This window comes from Pseudarthrobacter sp. AB1, from assembly GCF_014926485.1.
Taxonomy (GTDB): domain Bacteria; phylum Actinomycetota; class Actinomycetes; order Actinomycetales; family Micrococcaceae; genus Arthrobacter.
This window is the reverse complement of the sequence record NZ_PZKO01000023.1, coordinates 28,689-49,701: the sequence shown is the minus strand read 5'-3', so window position 1 is coordinate 49,701 and position 21,013 is coordinate 28,689. Positions and strand designations below refer to the sequence as shown.

Annotated in this window: 20 protein-coding genes and 2 pseudogenes; 8 read left to right on the top strand and 14 right to left on the bottom strand. The window is 66.1% G+C overall.

The features are described from left to right. Window positions 1–461, bottom strand: a pseudogene (locus DAD99_RS22100) (alkaline phosphatase D family protein); the annotation flags it as partial. Between the two features lie 188 nt (window positions 462–649). Between DAD99_RS22100 and DAD99_RS07795 the strand changes: the two are divergent. After that, complete coding sequence (locus DAD99_RS07795; RefSeq protein WP_193341056.1) at window positions 650–1,813, top strand: FHA domain-containing protein; 1,164 nt, start codon at window positions 650–652, stop codon at window positions 1,811–1,813. A gap of 8 nt (window positions 1,814–1,821) precedes the next feature. Here the strand turns inward: DAD99_RS07795 and DAD99_RS07790 are convergent, their stop codons facing one another. The 4 genes and pseudogenes from DAD99_RS07790 to DAD99_RS07775 all read right to left on the bottom strand — a co-directional run bounded on the left by DAD99_RS07790 (window position 1,822) and on the right by DAD99_RS07775 (window position 4,471). Next, window positions 1,822–2,358, bottom strand: coding sequence for an N-acetyltransferase (locus DAD99_RS07790; RefSeq protein WP_185262806.1), 537 nt, complete (start codon window positions 2,356–2,358; stop codon window positions 1,822–1,824). Beyond that, window positions 2,355–2,624 (bottom strand): DUF1778 domain-containing protein, encoded by a 270-nt coding sequence (locus tag DAD99_RS07785; protein WP_185262807.1) that lies wholly within the window; start codon window positions 2,622–2,624, stop codon window positions 2,355–2,357. The genes DAD99_RS07790 and DAD99_RS07785 overlap by 4 nt, the downstream gene beginning before the upstream one ends. Before the next feature lie 789 nt (window positions 2,625–3,413). Then, window positions 3,414–3,785, bottom strand: a pseudogene (locus tag DAD99_RS22270) (alkaline phosphatase D family protein); the annotation flags it as partial. A gap of 35 nt (window positions 3,786–3,820) precedes the next feature. After that, window positions 3,821–4,471: a hypothetical protein gene (locus DAD99_RS07775; RefSeq protein ID WP_193341055.1), complete on the bottom strand. Its 651-nt coding sequence runs from the start codon at window positions 4,469–4,471 to the stop codon at window positions 3,821–3,823. A 378-nt stretch (window positions 4,472–4,849) separates the two neighbouring features. Between DAD99_RS07775 and DAD99_RS07770 the strand changes: the two genes are divergently transcribed. Continuing rightward, window positions 4,850–5,356, top strand: a complete 507-nt coding sequence (locus tag DAD99_RS07770; protein WP_193341054.1) for a hypothetical protein — start codon at window positions 4,850–4,852, stop codon at window positions 5,354–5,356. A gap of 186 nt (window positions 5,357–5,542) precedes the next feature. Continuing rightward, complete coding sequence (locus DAD99_RS07765; protein WP_193341053.1) at window positions 5,543–6,562, top strand: DUF808 domain-containing protein; 1,020 nt, start codon at window positions 5,543–5,545, stop codon at window positions 6,560–6,562. A 76-nt stretch (window positions 6,563–6,638) separates the two neighbouring features. Here the strand turns inward: DAD99_RS07765 and DAD99_RS07760 are convergent, their stop codons facing one another. After that, entirely contained in the window at window positions 6,639–7,034 is a 396-nt protein-coding gene (locus DAD99_RS07760; protein ID WP_193341052.1) for a hypothetical protein, read from the bottom strand. Between the two features lie 304 nt (window positions 7,035–7,338). Here DAD99_RS07760 and DAD99_RS07755 point away from each other — a divergent pair, with 304 nt between their 5' ends. From DAD99_RS07755 to DAD99_RS07740, 4 genes are all read left to right on the top strand, one after another. Beyond that, window positions 7,339–7,641, top strand: a complete 303-nt coding sequence (locus DAD99_RS07755; protein WP_193341051.1) for a helix-turn-helix domain-containing protein — start codon at window positions 7,339–7,341, stop codon at window positions 7,639–7,641. Next, window positions 7,638–8,870 (top strand): type II toxin-antitoxin system HipA family toxin, encoded by a 1,233-nt coding sequence (locus DAD99_RS07750; protein ID WP_193341050.1) that lies wholly within the window; start codon window positions 7,638–7,640, stop codon window positions 8,868–8,870. The genes DAD99_RS07755 and DAD99_RS07750 overlap by 4 nt, the downstream gene beginning before the upstream one ends. Window positions 8,871–9,040: 170 nt before the next feature. Then, complete coding sequence (locus DAD99_RS07745) at window positions 9,041–10,096, top strand: 2,3-butanediol dehydrogenase (RefSeq protein ID WP_193341049.1); 1,056 nt, start codon at window positions 9,041–9,043, stop codon at window positions 10,094–10,096. A gap of 49 nt (window positions 10,097–10,145) precedes the next feature. Beyond that, window positions 10,146–10,625, top strand: coding sequence for a nucleoside deaminase (locus tag DAD99_RS07740; RefSeq protein WP_193341048.1), 480 nt, complete (start codon window positions 10,146–10,148; stop codon window positions 10,623–10,625). Between the two features lie 77 nt (window positions 10,626–10,702). Here the strand turns inward: DAD99_RS07740 and DAD99_RS07735 are convergent, their stop codons facing one another. From DAD99_RS07735 to DAD99_RS07725, 3 genes are all read right to left on the bottom strand, one after another. Then, complete coding sequence (locus DAD99_RS07735; RefSeq protein ID WP_193341047.1) at window positions 10,703–12,244, bottom strand: sodium:alanine symporter family protein; 1,542 nt, start codon at window positions 12,242–12,244, stop codon at window positions 10,703–10,705. A 230-nt stretch (window positions 12,245–12,474) separates the two neighbouring features. Next, window positions 12,475–13,569 carry a hypothetical protein gene (locus tag DAD99_RS07730; protein ID WP_193341046.1) on the bottom strand — a complete coding sequence of 365 codons (1,095 nt, stop codon included), beginning with the start codon at window positions 13,567–13,569 and terminating at the stop codon, window positions 12,475–12,477. 167 nt (window positions 13,570–13,736) lie between these two features. Further along, complete coding sequence (locus tag DAD99_RS07725) at window positions 13,737–14,447, bottom strand: TetR/AcrR family transcriptional regulator C-terminal domain-containing protein (RefSeq protein ID WP_193341045.1); 711 nt, start codon at window positions 14,445–14,447, stop codon at window positions 13,737–13,739. A 356-nt stretch (window positions 14,448–14,803) separates the two neighbouring features. On the opposite strand from DAD99_RS07725, the gene DAD99_RS07720 reads away from it, so the two are divergent. Continuing rightward, a complete protein-coding gene (locus tag DAD99_RS07720; RefSeq protein WP_193341044.1) occupies window positions 14,804–15,100 on the top strand; it encodes a hypothetical protein in 297 nt (98 codons plus the stop codon). Window positions 15,101–15,167: 67 nt separating this feature from the next. Here DAD99_RS07720 and DAD99_RS07715 read toward each other — a convergent pair whose 3' ends face one another. Genes DAD99_RS07715 through DAD99_RS07695 form a run of 5 tightly spaced genes read right to left on the bottom strand, consistent with a single transcriptional unit; the run spans window position 15,168 to window position 21,012 of the window. Beyond that, window positions 15,168–16,601, bottom strand: a complete 1,434-nt coding sequence (locus DAD99_RS07715) for an NADH-quinone oxidoreductase subunit N (RefSeq protein ID WP_193341043.1) — start codon at window positions 16,599–16,601, stop codon at window positions 15,168–15,170. A gap of 15 nt (window positions 16,602–16,616) precedes the next feature. Continuing rightward, window positions 16,617–18,101 (bottom strand): NuoM family protein, encoded by a 1,485-nt coding sequence (locus DAD99_RS07710; RefSeq protein WP_193341042.1) that lies wholly within the window; start codon window positions 18,099–18,101, stop codon window positions 16,617–16,619. 6 nt (window positions 18,102–18,107) lie between these two features. Further along, a complete protein-coding gene (locus tag DAD99_RS07705) occupies window positions 18,108–20,114 on the bottom strand; it encodes a proton-conducting transporter membrane subunit (RefSeq protein WP_193341041.1) in 2,007 nt (668 codons plus the stop codon). Further along, complete coding sequence (locus DAD99_RS07700; protein WP_123256133.1) at window positions 20,111–20,413, bottom strand: NADH-quinone oxidoreductase subunit K; 303 nt, start codon at window positions 20,411–20,413, stop codon at window positions 20,111–20,113. The genes DAD99_RS07705 and DAD99_RS07700 overlap by 4 nt, the downstream gene beginning before the upstream one ends. Then, on the bottom strand, window positions 20,410–21,012 hold the full coding sequence (locus DAD99_RS07695; protein WP_193341040.1) for an NADH-quinone oxidoreductase subunit J: 603 nt from the start codon (window positions 21,010–21,012) through the stop codon (window positions 20,410–20,412). The genes DAD99_RS07700 and DAD99_RS07695 overlap by 4 nt, the downstream gene beginning before the upstream one ends. Between the last annotated feature and the right edge of the window lies 1 nt (window position 21,013).

Below are 21,013 nucleotides of genomic sequence, written 5' to 3'. Positions count from 1 at the left end.
CATATCGAATCCGGCCGGCACGGAGGATGCCCGCAGCGGCATGTTCTCGTAGTAGGCCTGGAATGCGGCGGTTCGGCGCTGCCGGAACCGCTCGGTGGTGTCGTTGAGCTGGTTGGCGTCCTTGTTCTCCGGAACCTCGTCGGCCCAGTTGTTGTCCACCTCGTGGTCATCCCAGACCACCAGCCATGGTGCGATGGCGTGCGCGGCCTGCAGGTCGGCGTCGGACTTGTATTGTGCGTGCCGCTGCCGGTACCCGGCCAGGCTGGCGGTCTCGGGGCCCTGGTGGTCGCGCGGGTTGCAATAGGATCCACCGCGAGGCGGGTCCAGATCACGAAGCCGTCCGGCCATGGCTCGCCCGAGGCGATGCCCAGCAGGAAGGGATCGGTGCGGAGGCCGGCGTCGTCCGCTGTTGAAACGGCGACGGCGGCACCCGGCAGGGCGGCGACGAGACTGCGTGACAAGACCTGTTGACTCCGTTAGGTTTCGACAGGTTCAACCACCGACGCCCGGCAGCACATGCCACCTTGTCAGGAACTTCTGCCGGGAGGAGACTTTTCCTACGTCATCCTCCTTTGCTGAAGGGACGGCGGCGGAATCGGTGGTTCTCCTGGGGGCGAGCGGCCCTCGGGGGTGGCAGGGCGAGGAAGCCATGGACGGACCTGGTGCCAGGAATGAGTTCATCGTCGTCAGCGGGGAGGCGGCGGGGAGCAGGATTGTCATTCCGCACGGGGACGTCCCCATCGGCAGCGACGATGGCTCCCGGATCCGCCTGCCGGTCTCAGGTGTCAGCCGCCGCCACGCGCTGCTAACCTCCGCCGACGGCCGGACCCTCCTCGCTGACCAACAGTCCCGGAACGGTAGCTGGGTGAACGGGCACCGCATCAGCTCGCCGACGGAACTGACTGACGGGGACCTGGTTCAGTTCGGCCAGGTCAGGCTGCGGTTCATCGACAGGAAAGCCGACGGCGGCCACGGCGCACCCCACGGGAGCGGCGGCAAGAACGGGACGAGGCCAGCCCCGCAACCGTCCGGGGGTCGGCTGGGAACGGCACTGATGTACGCTGCCGGCATCAACGTCGTCGGGATTTTGGGTAACAGCCTCGCCTCGTTCCTCACCGAGCTGACGCCCACCTGGACGTGGTTCATCACCCCCTTCATCGGATTGCTGGTTGCCCTGGTCATAGAGACGCTCGGCTATTACCGGAAGGGTCAAGGCGCCCCGCAGCGGCCACCCGCTGGCCACGAACCCGGGCCCGGGCTGGCGCCTGCGCCCCGGCGACCGCTGGGGGTCACAGTGCTGCTGACGTTGCTGCTGCTCGGAGGCGGCGGCTGGCTGGTCACCGCCGGGGTGAGCTACGCCGTCGGCTACTTCTCGGGTAACGAAGACGGTGTGCAACGGCTGGAAAGCCAGGTGGTGGCCGAAGCGCAGGGAGTCAGGGTGACTGTCCTGGGCGTCCAAAGCACAGCCCACTTCACCCGGGTGGAGATCCTCGTCAACAACGGGACCAGGAACTCGATATCCCTGCCGCTGTTCCAGAACGCGCTGCTCACCGGCCCGGACGGCACCACCTTCGACGCGAGTGCCTTCCGCAGCAACTGGCAGCCCCAGATACCGGCAGGCGGGCAGCGCAGGGGAACCCTCAACTTCGAGAGCCAGCTGCCCGAAGAGCCGTCGAGGGTGACGCTCAGCTTCGCCACGGTCTTTGTGCAGGGCTTCGACGGACCCAAGTCCATCACAGTTCCAAACATTCCACTGAGGCCGCTGGACGCCGAGGTTTCGGCGTTGCCAGCCCAGCCGGCTCCTGCCCGGTAAGTGCCGTTTCAGGTTGTGGCCGAACCGAGGTACTTCCTGGCCGTTGCGACCTTCATGTACATTCTCAGGTTGCTCCCGCCGGTTGAAGCAAAACCGTGACGGGTGTACCAGTCCACCAAGCCCGGATTGTCGGCGTCGACCACGATGATTTGGCCGCCGCCGAGATCCGAGGCGCCCACAATTGTCTCGAGCGCCGCACGGAGAAGCTGCCACCCCCACTGGTTGATCTTGTCGCCGCGCAGGGAGCGGTCGAGCGCCAGCTTAGCCAACAGCCAACCGGGGGCGTTGCGCAGTACTTTCCGTTGGAGCGGCTTCGGCATGTCTTCCCGGACTACGAGCGTGGGGCAGATGGCAAAGTATCCCACGATCCGTTCGTCGTGGGCGGGCCGCTGTTCGAGCAGCAAGTAGACCATGCTCGCACCGGCCTCTACCGCCTGGGCCGCGTAGTCTGTCAGCCACTTGTTGTAATCGACTTCACCACAGTCAAAGGCCCCCAGATCATGCCCGGGGGCCAGCCTCGCAACGCGAATCGTCGGCCCGCTCATCGACCGATGAGGCGCGGAAGCTTGGACAGTGCTGCCAGTTCTGCGGACTCGTCTGGGACGTCGAGAGATGCCATCATGGCATCGAAGACCTCGGGTGCCATGAGAGTGACGTCCGAACGTGAGATGACTTTTTGTGCAGCCTGCCGGGCGGCATCGGTTACGAACGCAGACTTTGTCACGTGAAGCAGCTCCGCCGCTTCCGTGATCAACTCGTCAGTGCTCTGGTCCGTGCGCAGCTCTAAGCGACGCGTTTTTGTGCTTGCCATAGTGATCGCCTCCATCTGCAAATGTACGGCATTTGTACGGTTCGGGATAGAGGTTTTGTCGCTGTCGAGATTCGGCAGGCCCGACTGAAGTAGGATCGGCCGCTCTTCTGGGGTAGTGATTGCAGGGGGCAACGCCGGGAAGGTCGGATACACAGGTGGACGAATTGCTGGCCTCCCACCACACCCGGTGACGGCCGGAATGCCGGTTGGGTAAGCCTGTCCGCCGATGGTTGGGCTTTTGTCGAACCCGGTTCCGGCAAGCCCAACACCGGCAGGCCGCCGTCGACCCGTCCTGGGCTATTAATTTCTACACGTTTTGCGCGGACGCTCTCGCGCTTTGGCCGCTCGGCGGGTTCACCGTCCAGAGTCCTGGTGTCGTAGTCCCACGTGTACCGACCGCCGGTCAAAGTCGGCGTCTTTGCGGGTGTGCTCTGTTGCAGTCGGCCCCCATGATCGAACTCCGCCCTGGCGGCCCCGGCGCAATCGGTTTCCTTCACGCGGAACAGGTCCACGTGGCTACGTTCGAGGCCCTGTCCCGGGAGCTCAGGCCCTCTGCTCGCACGGTCCACCGGGTGGATCCGGAAGCTCTGGTGCTTGCCAGACAGGACGTTTCAGGGGGGGCCATGCGCGCCGTCCTGGCCGGGCACCTGTCTGAACTCCGGAAGGCGGATGCGAGGTCGTCCTTTGCGCCTGTTCAACGCTCGGCGAGGTGGCGGAAGACCTGTCAGGAGACGGTCTCGAAGTGATCCGGATCGACCGGCCGATGCTTCGTCGGGCCGTTACCCTCGGCCCTCGGGTCGGGGTCCTCGCGGCGCTCACAAGCACCGTTGAGCCGACCACGGGCGAGGCCGGGTCCTTGTAATCCACCTTGACGTCGTTGGCCCAGTTGCGGTGGACGTCGCCGGTGAGGACCACGGCGTTGTGGACGTTCGCGTCCACCCAGCCCTGTGTGATGCGGCGGCGTGAGGCGGCGTAGCTGTCCCATCCGTCCATGGAAGCGTCGTCGATCTCGGGCGCCTGGTTCCTGTCCCGCTCGGCGAAGAACACCTGCTGGCCCAGGATGTCCCAGCGTTGCGTGGAGTTCTGAAGGCCGTCCAGCAGGCACTTCTCCTGCTCGGTGCCGGTGATGGTTAGGTCCTCGGCCAGGCGCTCGGCCACGTTGGGAACCGCGTCCTAGAAGGCAGACTTCGGCGACGCTATTGAGACCTATGGCCTTCAGTTACGCCAGTAGATTGAGGCGGGGCAGAGCTTTCCTGTTCCTTTGGTTCAAATTTTCCAAAGGTCCATTCGGCCGTCTTGTTCCCACGTTGGATCCGAGTCGGGTGCCAGGAACGGAAGTCCAGCCGGGGCGCTTCGGGAAAGTCCTCTCCGATGGTCCCCAGTGCGACGATGTAAGCTCCCTGCAACTCCTCTCTGTGCAAGAGATGATGCCAGGAGCCCGAGGCATTCCGGTGACCTTCGAAAACAGCGGGATCGCTCTTGATCAGCTGCTGCGCCCGTTGTGGGGACAGACCAAGTAGCGTTCCGACCTCGCGCACGGTCATGCCCTCTTCCGTCAGGGTGTGGGCGGCGTGGCGTGTCAGCGCGGACGCCTGCACCTGGGATTCGGCGGCTAGCGCGGCTGCTCGGACTGCTGCTTCCACAGCTCGCTCCAGTACGCCATCCATCTTGACGGTGACGACGATTTCGAAGGAATCCTCCGGTTCGCCAGTCAGTAGTGCCGCAGCGTCCCGCACCATGTATGGAACCTTGTCCAAGCGTTTGGCCTGCGTGAACAGGCCGTCAATCTCGGGGACTTCGACAGCCCGCCATTTCCCGGATCGTTCTGCGATTGCGGTGAGTTTCATGCTTTCCCCCTTAGTTTCTGGAGGATACTCTTAGCGGTTGGTTCGGCTATCTCCGCGGCACGGAGCTTTGGTTTTGGCCGATGCGAACGACGGTGTGCTCTTTGCCCTCTCGGACCTGTAAGTCGTCCTGACGGGTGAGATGTCAAGGGATCGTGACGACATCGAAGCCGACCTGCGTGCTGCGGGGTTCGTCCCTCATCCGGCGATCACCAAAGCAGTCAAGCTTTTGGTTGCGGCAGATCCGGACAGCTTATCCGGCGAGGCGAAGAAGGCACGCAGCTATGGGATTCCGGTTGCGGGTGAGGGTACCTGCCAAAGCTGCTGCGGAAATAGACGGGCGGTGAGGCATCCCTGAACCGACGACGTAAGGATTACTGAATGCAGATGAACAAACAGACGCTCGAAGAGGACGGGTTCACAGGCTTCCAGTCGTTTCGAGAGATGGAAATCAACCGAGTTCCGCAGGTACCCGGAATCTATACAGTGCTCAAACCAGAGGGATTTCAGCCGCTGTTCCTTGCGAAGAGCGTGGGCGGACAGTTCAAGAAGCGGGATCCGTCCCTGTTCCAAGCCGCGTTGGAAACGCATTGGATCGAGGATGCAGAGGTCCTCTACATCGGAAAAGCTGGTGCTGGAACTGCCGGTACCCGGGGACTCCGAAAGCGCATTCAAGAGCTCGCTGACTTTGGCCGAGGGAAGCCCGTAGGGCATTGGGGCGGGCGGCTGCTGTGGCAGCTCGCCGACTCTCAGTCACTGGTCATCGCCTGGAAAGAATTGGAGGCGGCCGAGGTAAATTCCACCGAAGCCGCGTACCAGGCTGAGTTCATCAGCCTCTGCGGACGGCTGCCGTTTGCCAACTTGGTGCAGGCTCGGGGCAAGGGGTAGCTGCGACGACCTTCCTGGGGCCCCTGATTCCCCAAATGCCGCAGAAGGCCTCGAGTTCGGCCGCGGCACTTTGGCTGCCCGCCGTCGACTTCTGCCCCCACCGTATAATCTGAGCATGCCGATCACGCGCTTCCACGGAGGCCTCCATGCCCAGCAGCCCACTCTCAAGCAGAGGGGGATCGACCAGTGAGCGGCGGTCTTGTCGCGCTGCTGGACGACGTTGCAGCACTGGCCCGCATAGCGGCCGCCTCGGTGGACGACATCGCCGCCGGGGCCGCGAAGGCGGGGGCCAAGGCTGCCGGCGTGGTGATCGACGACGCCGCCGTCACCCCGCAATATGTGTCCGGGGCGGACCCATCCCGGGAACTGCCGATGATCAAGCGGATCTTCTGGGGCTCGCTCCGGAACAAGCTGTTGTTCATCCTCCCGGCGCTGCTGCTCGTGAGCGCTTTCGTCCCGTGGGCCATCCCGTTCATCCTCATGCTGGGCGGCACCTACCTTTGCTACGAGGGTGCCGAGAAGGTCTGGCACAAGCTCCGCGGAGACCACTCGGACGAAAAGGCGCCCGCGGTAGAGCGGGGTCCGGAGGCGGAGGCCAAGGTGGTCAAGGGCGCCATCACCACCGACTTCATCCTGTCCTGCGAGATCATGGTCATCTCGATGAACGAGGTGGCCGGTGATTCCATCTGGGTCCGGGCGTTCATCCTGGTCATCGTGGCTCTGGTGATCACCGTGCTCGTGTACGGTGCCGTCGCACTCATCGTCAAGATGGACGACGTCGGCCTGCACCTGGCCGCTAAGGATTCCGCGGGCTCCCAGCGCTTCGGCGAGCTGCTCGTCAAGGGGATGCCCTCGGTGCTGGCCGCGATCACCCTTATTGGGACGGTCGCCATGCTGTGGGTTGGTGGCCACATCATGCTGCAGGGAGCATACGACCTCGGCTGGCATGCACCCTATGACTTGGTCCATGCCCTGGAGACCCCGGCCGCCGGGATCCCGGTGGCGGGCAGCTTCCTTGCCTGGCTCGTGAATACCTTGTGCTCTGCTGTCCTCGGAATCATCTGGGGACTCCTCGTCATGGCCGTCGTGGGCCCGCTGCTCAAAGTGCTGCCGTTCGGCAAGAAGAGCGGTCACGAAGACGGCGACGTCCGCGCCGAATTGGCAGGGTACCGGCCGGCTAAGCACAACGACGGTTCCGCCGGATAAGCGCTCATTTGGGCGGAGCCCCCAACGCCGCAAGGGAGGAGCTCACCGAGAGGCAGGCCATTCAACGACTGCTGAGCTACACGGAGGTCGTGGTGCCGCTGCGCCGCTGGATGGCCGCTGCCATGATTACGTCCGGCTCATGGAGGGCCAGGGCATCGAACTGCTGCTGCCAGAGCGCCAGCTCGCGGTCCATATATAGCCTGCGCGAGGGGGTCCATTTGGGCCAGATGTCCGGCTCCACCTGAGGTGGTCCGGCCCGGACAGGGACCCGGGGTCGGGCCTGGTCAGGGACCGGAACCGGCGGCTGGTTCCGTCTAGGGCTAGCAGCGGCTTGGGGCCCCGTGAGTCTGGGCTTGAGGCCCAGCAGCCTGAGTATGACGTTGGACAGGCCCCAGATGGTGGCGAAAAGGACGAACGCAACGATCAAGAAGGCGATCCATAGGACGAGGCCGATCGCGGGAAAGAGCATCATGGCTCATTTTACTTTTCAAGACCATGTTTGGATAAGGGGTTAATCGTCGCCGGCAGGTGCTACAACTCTATTTAGGGGAGCAACTGCCGTTCGCCCACGGCCACCGGATCTTCGAACTCGACGTACGTGCGGCGGCGCTGCTGGCGCGGGAAGCGCCTCACCGGGTCCCGGCGTCGGACATCCCGCGTACGGAGCGATCGGGAAGTGTTCCGAGAATGCGTCCTCTGAGAAATTATGGTCACTTACCCAATCACTAAAGCACTTAGTGGTCATTTTTATGACCTTTATTGGTAGGATCTAAAATGTGGCCACGAAGAGAACGTCCCTAAAGACGCAGCGGACTGCGCGCACAATCGGCGAGCAGCTGGTTACCTGGCGAAAACTACTCGGCCTCACCGCCGAGCAGGTGGCCGACCGCGCCGGGCTCAGTCGCAACACACTCCGCAAGCTCGAACATGGCGAGCTCGGAGTCGGTTTCGAGGCCTTCCTCGACGTTGCGCGGGTCCTCGGCCTCGGAGATCAGCTCAACGTCGCCTTCGACCCCTACGAGAGCGACTTCGGCCGCGCGCGGGCAGACCAGGAATTGCCGCAGAGAGTGCGCCGATGAGTGAACCAATCGAGGTCGATCTCGAAATGGAATCAGGCACTGTGAACGTGGGCCGGGCCTTCATTGCGGCGAAGCGGGGAGTGGTCACCACCAACTTCACGTATGCCCTTGATTACCTCGCCTTGCCAGGCTCCTATCCGATCGACCCGGCCCTGCCACTCTCGGGCGGAAACCACGCAGTCAAAGGTCTCCCCGGTGCCTTTGACGACGCGTCACCAGACCGCTGGGGACGCCACATCATCACGAAACGGCTCCAGGCGGAGGCGCGACAGTTCGGCCGGAACGCCGGGACGCTCACTGCCTTGGACTTCCTCCTGGGGGTGTCCGACCGCACCCGGCAGGGCGCAGTGCGGTTCCGGGTGGGGAACGGCCAATACCTGAGTGACGGAACCGACGTGCCCAAGCTCGTGCAGCTTCCCGAGCTCCGTCAGGCCGCTCAAGACGTCGAGAGCGATCCAGGCAACTTGAGTGCGCTAAAGAAACTACTCGACGCCGGGACCGGCAGCCTTGGGGGAGCCCGCCCCAAGGCATCCGTACAAGACGGCGGCCGGTTGGCGATCGCTAAATTTGGGCATCAAGGCGACCACTGGGCGGTCATAGCCTGGGAAGCGGCCCTGCTGCGAATGGCCGAAGCGGCCGGCATCTCCGTTCCCCGGCACCAGCTTGTGCCCCTGGGCGGCACGGATTCAGTCCTCGTTCTCGATCGCTTCGACCGGGACGGGGAGCGGAGGATCGGTTACTCGTCGGCGATGACAATGCTTGAGCTGAACGATGGCGCGCACGGCGACTACCTCGATCTTCTGGACGTTATCGATGAGAACTCCGAGGAACCGAAAGCCGACCGCCAAGAACTGTTCCGGAGGATTGCCTTCAATATCGCGGTGAACAATACAGATGACCATCTTCGGAACCATGGCTTCCTCCGCGGGCGCAGTGGCTGGCGGTTCTCGCCGGCGTTCGACGTCAACCCGAATCCCGACCTGGCTGCGGAGAGAAGCACCGCCGTTGACGGAGCGACCACCCGGGACGACGCCATGGCGGCACTTCTCGATTCGGCTGAATACTTCGTTCAACCCAGCCAACGGGATACGATCCTCGCCTCCGTGCGCAAGGCGTTGGCTGCTTGGCGGAAGGCAGCGGATGCCTGCGGGATACCTCGAACCGAGTTGGAGCTTTTTGCGCCACTGTTCGACAACCCGCCGCTGCGTTTGGGCTCTCAGACAGAGTGAACTCCTGAAATCGTCCGGTAGCCACTTTCTCCTGCTCAGGGCCGGCCATACGCTGCGCGGCCTGGCCACCTACCTGTATCCGGTGCAAGGATGGGCGGGTGCGGTCCGGTCGCAACCCAGCGGCCCTGGACCCCTCAAGATACCCACATTCACCGAATCGAAGGACCATCATGAAGGCAGCACGTTTCCATGGCCGCAAGGACATCAGGATCGAGGATGTGCCGGAGCCGGAGCTCCGTGCCGGGGCCGTCAAGATCGACGTCGCCTGGTGCGGCATCTGCGGCACCGACCTGCACGAGTACCTCGAAGGCCCCATCTTCGTCCCCGCCCCGGGTCACGCCCACCCGCTCTCGGGGGAGGAGGCTCCGGTGACTCTGGGGCACGAGTTCTCCGGGACTGTGTCTCAAGTCGGCGAAGGGGTGACGGGCCTCGCGACGGGGGACAACGTCGTCGTCGAACCTTATTTTGTCTGTGACGAATGCGATTCCTGCCTGGCGGGCAATTACCATCTGTGCCGCAAGATGGGGTTCATCGGGCTCTCCGGCGGCGGGGGAGGCCTGAGCGAGAAGATCGTGGTGGACGCGCGGTGGGTGCATCCCATCGGGGATATTCCGCTGGATGAGGCGGCCCTGATCGAGCCGCTGTCCGTGGCGCACCATGCGGTGGCGCGCAGCGGCGTGAAGGCCGGTGACGTGGCGCTGGTGGGCGGATCGGGTCCGATCGGGCTGCTCACCGCGGCGGTCCTCAAGGGCATGGGCGTGACCACGATCGTCAGCGAGCTGACGCTGGCCCGCAAGGACAAGGCGGTTTCCAGCGGCGTGGCGGACCATGTGCTGGACCCCAGCCAGGAGGACGTCCCGGCGCGGGTGCTCGAACTCACCGGCGGCACCGGCGTGGACGTCGCCTTCGAATGCGCGGGCGTGAACGCTGTGCTGGACACCATGCTCGACGCCGTCCGGCCCGCCGGTGTGGTGGTCAACGTGTCCATCTGGGGCGCTCCGGCCACGGTGGACATGCAGAAGCTGGTGCTGAAGGAGATCGACCTGCGCGGGACCATAGCCTACGTCCGGGACCATGCGGCCGCCATCAAACTGGTGCAGGAGGGCAAGGTGGATCTCAAGCCGTTCATCACCGGCAGGATCGCGCTGGAGGACCTGGTTGAGCAGGGCTTCGACGCCCTGATCAACCACAAGGAGACGGCGGTGAAGGTGCTGGTGCATCCGTAGGAGCTGGCGGGCCAAGGCAGCGCGCATCGGCCCATGCGAGAATGGCGCCATGAGCCACGACGAGCAACAGTTTGCCGCGCCGGAAGCACCAGCTGCCTTCCACCCCGCATTCGAAGCCGCCTACCAGGCCGCCCAAAAGAGCCTCAGCGAAGGCGGCATCCCCATCGGAGCAGCGCTCGCCCGTGACGGTATGGTCATCGCAAGCGGCCACAACGAACGGGTCCAGAACGCCGATCCGATAGCGCACGGTGAAATGTCCGCCCTACGCGCCGCCGGCCGGCAGAAGAGCTACCGGGACACCACGCTCTACACCACCCTGGCCCCGTGTGCCATGTGCGCCGGAACCATCATCCAGTTCAAAATCCCCCGCGTGGTGGTGGGGGAGGCACACACGTTCGACGGCGAACTTGAGCTTCTGCGGTCACGTGGCGTTGAGGTGGTGGTCCTGGACGACCAGCGTTGCGTGGACATGATGCGCACCTTCCAGGCTGACTACCCGGAGCTGTGGTCGGAGGACATCGCCGAGTAGGACTGGACGAGCGCGGCCTGCCACCCAGCCCGTGACCGTGCGCCGCGCAGACAGCGCGGCGCACGGTGCACTGTGCACTAGTTCCGCGCCGGTTCCTTCTCACGGTCGGCCGTCTTGTAGGACTCCCAGAAGGTGGCTCCCACGATGCCGAGGGGGCGCGGGTCGAACACCGGGTCGAGGCCAAGCTTCCGCTGCGCCTCGAAGTCCTTGAGCGCCTTGAACGCGGGTTTCTGCAGGATCAGGATGCCCACAATGTTCAGCCAGGCCATCAGGCCGACGCCAATGTCGCCCATCGTCCAGGCGTCGGCCGCGGTGTTCACGCAGCCGTAGGCAACGGCGATGAGGATCAGGAGCTGCAATGCCATCGTGGCGAGGCGGCCCACACTGACCTTGACGCCCGGAATGATCCTGCTCGAGGAATTACCCACCAGGAAGCGCAGGTTGGTTTCGGCCATGTAGTAGTAGGCGAAGACCGTGGTCAGGCAGAAGAAGATCAGCGTGATGGCGATGAACGCCGCGCCGACTCCCGGGAAGACGCTGTCGAATCCGGTCTGCACGAACTGCGGGCCCACCGTTGCCGTGGCCGAGAGCAGTCCACCTTCGACGAGGACGCCGCTGTCCTCGGTGCCGCCGGAGAACACGCGGTAGGCGCCGGTGGAGAGGATCAGGAATCCGGTGGCCGAGCAGACGAACAAGGTGTCGATGTAGACCGCGAATGCCTGCACCAGGCCTTGCTTGGCGGGGTGCGAGACCTCGGCGGCGGCGGCAGCGTGCGGGCCTGTGCCCTGGCCGGCCTCGTTGGAGTAGACGCCGCGTTTGACGCCCCACATCACGGCCAGGCCAATGACGGCGCCCATGGCCGAGTCCATGCCGAGCGCGCTGCGGAACACCAGGGAAAGGATCTCCGGCAGCTGAGCGGCGTTGACGAAGACCACCACCATCGCGAGCACGATGTAGGCGACGGCCATGAACGGGACGACGAAGGAGGCCACGCTGGCGATCCGCTTCACGCCGCCGATGATGACGAATGCCAACACAATGACGGAACCGACGGCGACTATCCAGGACGGGATGGTCCAGGCACCGGCGATTGCCGTGGCCATCGAGTTCGCCTGCACGCCCGGCATGAGCACGCCGCAGGCCAGCACGGTCACGGCTGCGAAGACGTAGCCGTAGACCTTGAAGAAGCCCGCGCCCTTGGTGTGGGACAGACCGCGGGAGAAGTAGTAGGCGGGGCCGCCGCGGTATTCGCCGGTCAGCGGGTCGCGGGTCTTGTAGATCTGGCCGAGGGTGGACTCGATGAACGAGGTGGAGGCGCCAAGGAACGCCACCATCCACATCCAGAACAGGGCACCGGGGCCGCCGAAGGCGATTGCGGTCGCGACGCCGGCGATGTTGCCGGTGCCGACGCGGCCGGACAGGGACATGGCCAAAGCCTGGAACGAGGAGACGCCGGCGGCGGACTTCTCACCCCGGATCAGCTGCTGGATCATTCCCTTGAAGTGCCGCACCTGCAGGAAGCGCGAACGGACGGAGAAGTAAACGCCGGTGGCGAGGCAGAGATAGACGAGCCAGTCGCTCCAGATCACGCTGTTGATGGCTGATAAAGCATTGCTCATAAGTGTGGGTTCCCTCCAGGAAGAGCATGGGTGATGCGGTTGGTGCCTGCGCATACGTCGGTAAACGAAGTGGCGCACGACACCAAAACCTGTGAAGTTTCTCACAAGGTATCGGCGCAAGTCCATTTGGCGGTGTTCCGGCCGTTTTGCCGGCTCCGGAGTAACCGCGGTGGGTGCCGTTTGACCGCTCGCCGCGGTCGGGTTTCGGCAAGCTAAACCACCGACGCGCGTCAGCGCACCCGGATGTTCGAAGGCTTCCCTGGAACGTCCAGCGGCTTCATGCCCGCGGCCCGAGCCTGCAGCACACACCACTTACGCAGCGGCATACCCAGCACCTTGGGCAGCGAACCGTGGTGCTGCTTCACCAGCGGCGTCCCCACGGACCCGAAAAGGGAGATGCTGATACCGGTCTCTCCATGCAGCAGCGGATCCGCAAGCACCAGCTTCCATGCTTTCGCCAGTGCCTTGGCTGCTGCATCGGAGTTGCCGTTGACGCCGTGGAAGCTTTGCGCCAGGTGGGCGTTCATCCGCTGGTGCTCGGTCAGGGTGGGGGATACAGGCGCCGGGGCGGTCTTGGCCGCCGCAGCCCGCGGCTGGACGGTAACGGAGCCCCGGGCGGCCATTGTGAGGTCGGCGAGTTCGACGTGCAGTGCGGCGATCTGCCGGTGAATGGCGCTGATCCGTTGGACGAAGTCGGTGTCCCCACCCGCCAATGAACCTCGCAGCTTGGCTTTCACTTCGGCAGGTAATGTGGTGCGGAACAGCGCACAAAGCGCAGTCGCTAAGCGAAGCCGGGCGCCTTCTTCTGACATTACCAGCGGCGACCGGCTGGTCGAGTTCGAAATCACGGCAGCCAAGGCCGGAAGGCTGCCGTACACCTTGCCCCAGCGGATCCGCTCGATGGCTGTCCCCCCGTCCACCTGCGACGAGTAGACGCTCTGCATAAGCAACAACTGCTGCGGATCGAAGGCGGGGAAGTGCTGCGGAAGGATCTCGGCCCGCAGGACTGAGCGGACCGCATCGAGCTGCCGCGAGACCTGCTCTATCGGATTGGGGACCGCCATGCCGCCGGCAAGCCTCCACGGTTCACCCGTATCGGTTGCCGACACCACACGTTGCGGGAAACCCTTCCACTCGCTGACCATAAGTGTCCCGTGCCGCACGTTGTAGAAAAGCCAGTCAATTTCGGCAACAGGCTTGCCAGGGGCATCCACCCGGCAATTGCTGAACGCCCACACGTCGTCGTCCAGCAGCCCACACAGGATTGCGACGTCGCGGTCAGAGGGACGGTGCGCCGCGGAATTGGCGGAAGGAAAATGCAGCAACGAAGGCCTTCTGGGGCGCTGGAACCGGCAGAGGGGACCCCGCACCCCCAGCCCGCAGCGCGACGTGCGCTACGCCATCATGACTGGGCACGCGTTCCATCCGCAAGTATCTCCAGCCGGGGAGCGCGGCCCAGCGGGATGGGGGCCCGGCGGGATGAAACCGGGAGTTACTGCGCCGGCTGGCGGGCAGGGGCGAGGCGGGCGGCCAGGCCACTGAGCAGGATGGTGATTCCCTCGTCGAGTTCTGCCATCCCGTCGTAGTCGACCAGGACGGGGGCGAGGGCGCGCAGGCGCGGGAACTCCTTTGGCGGCAACCGGTGCAGGCCCAGACGGAGCAGGGCTTCATTTTCGTCCGGATCCACAACGAACTCCTGCAGCTCGTTGAGGATGTGACCGTACAGGTATCCGTAGTAGGCGCGGTAGACATGGAGGGCATCGGCCGGAGAAAAGCCGGCGTCGATCAACATCGACAGGATCTGCTCCAAGGGCCGCAGCGTCCCCAGGGGGCGAAGGCCCAAGGGGGTGGACAGAGGGCGGGTCACCAGCAGGGGCACAACATTGGGGTGCCGGAGCGCCAGGAGGCGAAGATCGTGGGCGATGCGCCGGAGCTGGGCCTGCCAGTCCGGGTCGTCAGGAAAAATGGCCAGCTCGTCAAACACCAGCTCTGACACGCCGTCGAGCAGCGCCGCGCGGTTTTCCGCATAGCGATACAGCCCCATGGGATCCCGGCCAAGTTCCTGCCCAAGCCGGCGCATCGTGAGCGCATCAAGCCCTTCGGCATCCACCAGGTCCAGCGCCGCGGAGAGCACAATTTCACGACTGAGCCGCTTCTTGCTGCCGTGCGTCGAGCCGGATATCGGGTTCTCTGCGGGTGGCATTGGGTTCCGTTCAGGTAGAGGCGGATGACCCCTCAGCCGAGGCGCCAATCGATGGGGAAATTCACTGGCAAACCCGCATGGGCTTGTTTAACTTGTAGTCTACGCCTAAAGTCTACATTGTAGAGACAATGTTTAGCGCCCGTTACAGGCAATCAATCCTGGAACGCCTGGCCGTACCGGCCCGTCACGCGAAGCTGATTAAATTCATGCGGCGTGACCCAGAACCGCCCCAAGATCACACCACTCCCGAAGCTGCAGTTCCGCAGATGCCGGGTTCCCCCTGACGCCGTGTGCGCAGGCAAGCATTGGCCGCCGCAACAACGCGGTGGCATGACCCCCAAGCGGAAGAGACTTTCATGACGACCATCCACGCGGACGAGGCTTCCCTGACGAATTCGGACTTCGACCACTTCGACCAGTTCCTCCAGGAAGCCACCGCCTTTGACCCGGACGCCGGGGCAGCGCTTGGGCGGAACCGACTCTACGGCCTTTACACGAGCTGGTGCTTCGTGTCCCAGGGCGCACCGGGTCCCGAAGACGCATTTTGGGCGGCCATGAAGCAAAAGGGGATCCGCCCCGGACACACACGGCTCCGCATGAAAGGGCCTGCGGCCACAGACTACATCCTGTCCACGTATCCCAAGATGGTGTGAGGCAGATGCGCGTCACCGCAGGCGCCGCGGCATTCTTCGCATCCCGCTTAGCCCGCCGGCCGGCGGCTTAACCGGCTGGCAGGCCGCCAAGCGCCGCCCACGCGAGCCCTGCTCCCACCCCCACAACCAGGACCAGCACGGCCCCGGCCACGGCGGTCCGGCCAGCCCACGGACGCGGGCTGAACTCCCCGGCTCCGGGGGAGTCCGGTGACGCGGCGCGGAACGCGGGGGCGAGCCAGCGCAGGTAGTAGAAGAGGCTAATCACGGTGTTGACCGCGGCCGCAAGCGTTAGCCACCAGAAGCCGCCGTCCCACGCAGCGGTGAACACTGTCAGCTTCCCCAGGAAGACGGCGGTGGGCGGGGTCCCGACCAGGCTGAGCAGCGCCACCACCAACGCCACAGCATGCCACGGGCGGGCCGCGGCCAGGCCCTCGTAGGCGCGGAGCTCCATCCGGTCCGGGTACGCCGCGATCACGGCGAACGCGGCGAGGTTGGTGACCGCATACCCGGCCAGGAACACCACGAGCGACGGCAGGGCAAGTGGTACGGATCCGGCCACCGCAACAGGCATCAGCAAATACCCGGCCTGGCTGACGGTGGACCAGCCCAGCAGCCGCCGCGGGTTTGACTGCGTGTACGCGGCCAGGTTGCCCAGCGTCATGGTGAGCACGGACAGCAACGCGATCAGCAGCGGCCAGCGCACCGTGCCGGGCATCATCTCCAGCAGCCGGTACGCGGCCAGGAAGCCGCCGATCTTCGGCACCGTCGTAGCGAACGCCGCCACCGCAGTTCCGGACCCTTCCGCGGCGTCGGGAACCCAGAAATGACCCGGGACGGCCCCGGCCTTGAACATCAGCCCGGCGAGGACCCCCACCAGCCCCACACCGACGACGGCGGGCGCGGCCGCTGCCAGCGTGCCGCGGAGCCCGGCGTACGACGTCGTCCCCGAGACCGCGTACAGCACGGTCACGCCGAGCAGCAGCAGGATCCCGAAGAGCGCCCCGAGCAGGTAGGTCTTCAGGGCGGCCTCGGCCCCGGCCTTGGTGCCGCCGATCCCGATCAGGGCGTAGAGCGGGATGCTGGCGAGCAGGAAGCCCACCGCCAGCACCAGCAAGTCCGCGGCGCCGGCCAGCACCACCGCGCCGAGGGAGGCGAGCAGGATCAGTACGTACGTTTCGCTTTCCCGGGCGGTACCGCGGAGCTCGTCGACGCCGAGGGCGATCACCAGCAGCGCGGAGAGCGCGACAACCAGCCGCCCGGCGGCAGTGCCGCCGTCGAGAATATAACTGCCGTCATAGACCGACATGGACTCAGCCACCGGCCCGGCGGCGAAAGCCACGCCGGCCGCCACGGCGCTCGCGGACGAGGCCACCACTGCGATCACCCTGCTGATCCACTGCCGCTCCCGGGCTGTGAACGATCCCGTCAAGAGCGCAAGGACAGCCCCGGCCAGCAAGAACAGTTCCGGCAGCAGGGCCAGCGCGTCGGCGCCTGAGTTCATCGACTCCACCGGCGGCTAGCCTCCTGCCACGCCGACGAGCGCCGCCGAGGCCGGGGCAATGACATCCAGCAGCGGGACAGGGAATAGCCCGATCAGCACCGAAAGCACCAGCAGGCCGCCCGCGGACCAGGCCTCGGCCGGGCGCAAATCCTGGAAACCTGTGGACTTACCCTTGGTGCTCCCGGTGAAGACCCGCTGCAGCGCGCGCAGGAACAGCGCCGCGGTGAGGAGGATGCCCGGCAGCGCAATCGCTGTCAGCGGGACGGTACCGATGCTGCCGGCGAAGATCTGGAACTCGGCGATGAACCCGCTGAAGCCCGGGAGCCCCAGGGAAGCGAACGCGCCCACGGCGAAGAACGCCGCAAACCGCGGCGCGGGCGCGGCGAGGCCCCCGAACGCTCCCATGCTGTAGGTCCTGGCGCGGCTGTGCAGGACACCGGCCAGGAGGAACAGGGCGCCGGTGATCAGGCCGTGGCTGACCATCTGCGTCACGGCACCGGTCACCGCCGTCTCCCGCGCCGCCGTCGCACTTTCGCCCGCGGCACCCGCGGCACCAAGCGCGAGGACGATGTAGCCCATGTGGTTCACCGAGGTATAGGCGATCATCCGTTTCAGGTCGCTCTGCGCCAGGGCCACCAGCGCACCGTAAAGGACCGACACCACGCCGACGGTGATCAGCACCGGCGCCCAGGCCCGCCACGCATCGGGCAGCAACGGCATCGCGATCCGGACGAAACCGTAGGTGCCCATCTTCAACAGCACCCCGGCCAGGACAGCCGAGCCGGTGGCGGGGGCGTCGGTGTGCGCGGGCGGCAGCCAGGTGTGGAACGGCACCGTGGGGGTCTTGACGGCCAGGCCCACCACGATCGCACCCAAGACCCACACCCCGGCAGGGTTGTTCCGCAGCGCGTCGGCGCGGAGCAGTTCCGGAATGTCGAAGGTGTGCGGCTCGGCGCCGAGGTAAAGCCCGATGAACCCGAGCAGCAGCGCCAGCGAGCCGAGGAACGTGTAGAGGAAGAACTTGAGCGCCGATCGGGCCCGGTCCCCGTGACCCCAGCCGGCGATGATGAAGTACATCCCCACGATGGAGAGGTCAAAGAACAGGAAGAACAGGATCAGGTCCTGGGCCGCGAACAGCCCCACGCTGGTGGCCTCCAGGAAGAGGAACAGCGCCGCCCGGGGCCGCGGCCGGTCCGTGGCGTTCCAGTCGTAGATGGCGCAGGCCAGGAAGATCACGGCCGTCAGGACGATCAGCGGGAGCGAGAGCCCGTCGACGCCCACGTGGTAGCTGCTGCCCACGTTCGGGATCCAGCGCAGCTGCTCCTCATAGGCCAGCCCGCCGGCACCCGGGTCACGGTACCCGGCCCAGAGCACGGCGGTGAGCGCCACCTCGACGGCGGCCACCAGCACGAAGGCCAGACGGGCGGCCCGTTCGGCGCGGGGCAGCGCCAGGATCAGCGCCGCCGCGGCCAAGGGGAGAAGGATGACAAGACTGAGCAAGCAGGCTCACCTCACGAGGATCAGGAGGACGGCGGCGGCCACCAGGACCAGGGCCGCCTGGACGTAGTAATGATGGACTTGGCCGGTCTGCGGACGCGGGGCGGCGGAACCGGCGCGCCGGACCGCGAGGGCGAGTATCTCGACGCCGTGGTCGATTCTCGTATCGACCACCGCCGAGCCGCCTGCCGCCCGCGACGTCGCGGTGGCGCTCGCCTCCACGCCCCGGTCCAGGACGGCGTCCGCTGCTGCGGCGCCGCCGGCGGCCCGCAGTGCGAAGGCGGCGGCCCGTTCGACGCCGCGGTCCAGGACGGCGTCGTCAAAACGGGCCAGGTGCTGCGCGGCGGCCAGGACCGGGCGGACCACGACGGCATGCGCCGCGGATTCCATGCCCAGCCACCCTTTCGCGGCGCCCAGCGCGGGGAGCCGGGAGGAGAAACGCCAAACAAGGACGACGACGGCGAGGGCCAGTGCGGCGGAAACGGCCAGTTCCAGCGGCCCGGACTCCACGCCTTCTCCCGGAGCCCGGCGGCCGAGCGTATCCCGCAGCCCGTCGCCGCCGGGGCCGAGAACCAGCAGCCCCGCCACGGCCGCGCCCGCGGCGAGGACCAGCACCGGGACTGTCTGCCCGGAGGTGATCCGGCGGCCGCCGGGCTCCTCGGCGTCGTACAGGGCGGAGGTTTCCGGCAGCACCGGCCGCCAGATAAGGGCAACGGCCTTGGCGGCGTAGGCTGCGGCGAGGACGGCGCCGGCCAAGCCCGCCACGTACAGCGGCACCGAATGCTCCAGGGCCGCGGTGAGGACGTTGTCTTTTGTGGCCCACAGGGACAGCGGGGCAATCCCGGCCAGGCTCAGGGCGCCCACGGTAAACGCGGCACCAAGGACCGGCCAGCGGCGTCCCGCCCCGCGCAGCCCGGCGAGCTTCTTGGTCCCGAGCGCGGCGAGCCAGGCTCCGGCGGCGAGGAACAGCCCGCTCTTGGTGGCGGCATGGGCCATCAGGTGCGCTGCGCCACCGGCTACGTTTCCGACCCCGGCGGCCATCACCACATAGCCCAGCTGCGCCGCAGTGGAGGCGGCCAGAAGTTGTTTCAGGTCCGTCTGGGCAACGGCCACCAGCCCCAGCACGACGGCGGTGGCGGCGCCGGCCCAGGCCGCGGTAGTGGCAGCCCACCCGGTCGCAGCAAGCAGCGGCTCGACCCGCAGCAGCAGGTAGCCGCCCATCGCCACCATGGCCGCCGAGTGCAGCAGCGCGCTGACCGCGCTGGGACCGTCCATGGCCCGGGACAGCCAGAAGCTGAACGGCAGCTGCGCGGCCTTGCCCAGCCCGGCGGCCAGGAGACCGGCCGCGGCGATGTCCCGCCAAGGGTCGGGCAGCCCGGCGAGTCCAGCCAGTGCCATGGACCCGGTTCCGGCGGCTGCGCCTGACCCGGCTGCGCCTGACCCGGCAGTGCCTGACCCCGTCTGGGCAGCACCGGCCAGGGCCGCACCGGCGGCGACATACAGCCCGAGGTCCGCCGTGCGGGTAGTCAGAAACGCCGTCAACCCGGAGGACATCCGGTGCTGCTCGGACCAGTGGAAGCCGATCAGCGCATAGGAGGCCGCGCCCATGATTTCCCAGGCGAAGAGCAGCGTGGGCAGGGTCGTGGCGGTCAGGGTGATCAGCACGGCCGCGGTGAAGATCAGCATGAGGCCGTGGAACCTGGCCGGATTCGTGGTTCCGGCGGCGGATGCAAAGAGCAGGACCAGCAAGGTGACGACGGCCACCGCAGGGAGCAACACCGCACTCAACGCGTCGGCCTCGACGCCGAACGCGGACCCGGCCATGAACGGCGCCTGAAGCGCGGGTCCGGCGGCCGCGTTGGACGCGGCGGCGGTCAGGCCCGCCAACGCGAGCACCAGAACGGCGACGACGACGGCGACGGCCGGCGCCGCACGGTCGGCCCGGCGTCCGGCAGTGGCCAGGACCGTCCCGGCTACGGCCGGGAGTACGATCAGCCACAGCAGCAGCGCGCTCACCCGGAGAGCTCCGAGGCCATTTCGGTCATATCGGTGTTCCGGGCGCGGTGCAGCAGGGTTGCCACCGCGAAGCCCATCGCCATTTCAACGGTCATGGCCGCGATCACCACCAGCAGCAGGACCTGGCCGTCGGGCGCAGGGGCGAGGAACCACCAGAACCCGGCGGCGGCGAGGATGACGCCGTTGATCATCAGTTCCAGGCCCATCATCACCATGACCACCACCTGCTGCGACAGCGCACCGTAGAGGCCCACGCTGAACAGCCCGGCGGCCGCGATCAACACGATTTCCAGGGTCATGAGTGGGCACCGCCCGGGTGCTGGTGGTGGCCGTCCTGGCCACCGCCCTGGTGACTGCCGCCGTCGTCGTTCTCCGGTTCAACCGGAACCACCGGGGACGGTGCGTAGCGGCCGCGGGGATTGGCGAGAACCAGCGCGGAGACCAGCGTCGCGAACAGCACCGGGCTGACGGTCAGCATCACGAGCATCTTGGGCCCCATGATCGCCTCACCCAGGGATGCCGTCAGGTCAACCGCCGGGACGCCATGCCGGGCCGGCCAGTCCGCCAGCAGGATCCCGGCCGTCAGCAGCGCGAAGACGCCGGCGGCGATACCGGCGGAGGCCTTTTTGTTGTGGACCATGTCCATCGGCATCAGCGCCGGATTCATGCCCATGAACATGACCATGAAGATCGCCATGATGGCCATTTCCATCACCATCATCAGGATCGTGATGACGCCGATGTACTCCAGCTCGAACTGCAGCAGCATGATTCCCACGGCCACGAAGGACACGGCGAGGGCGTACGTGGCCCGCGCCATCGAGTCGGTGCGGAAGACAATGACGCCGGCGGCGATGGCCACCACAGCGAGGACGACGAAGAGGAGGGCACTCAGCACG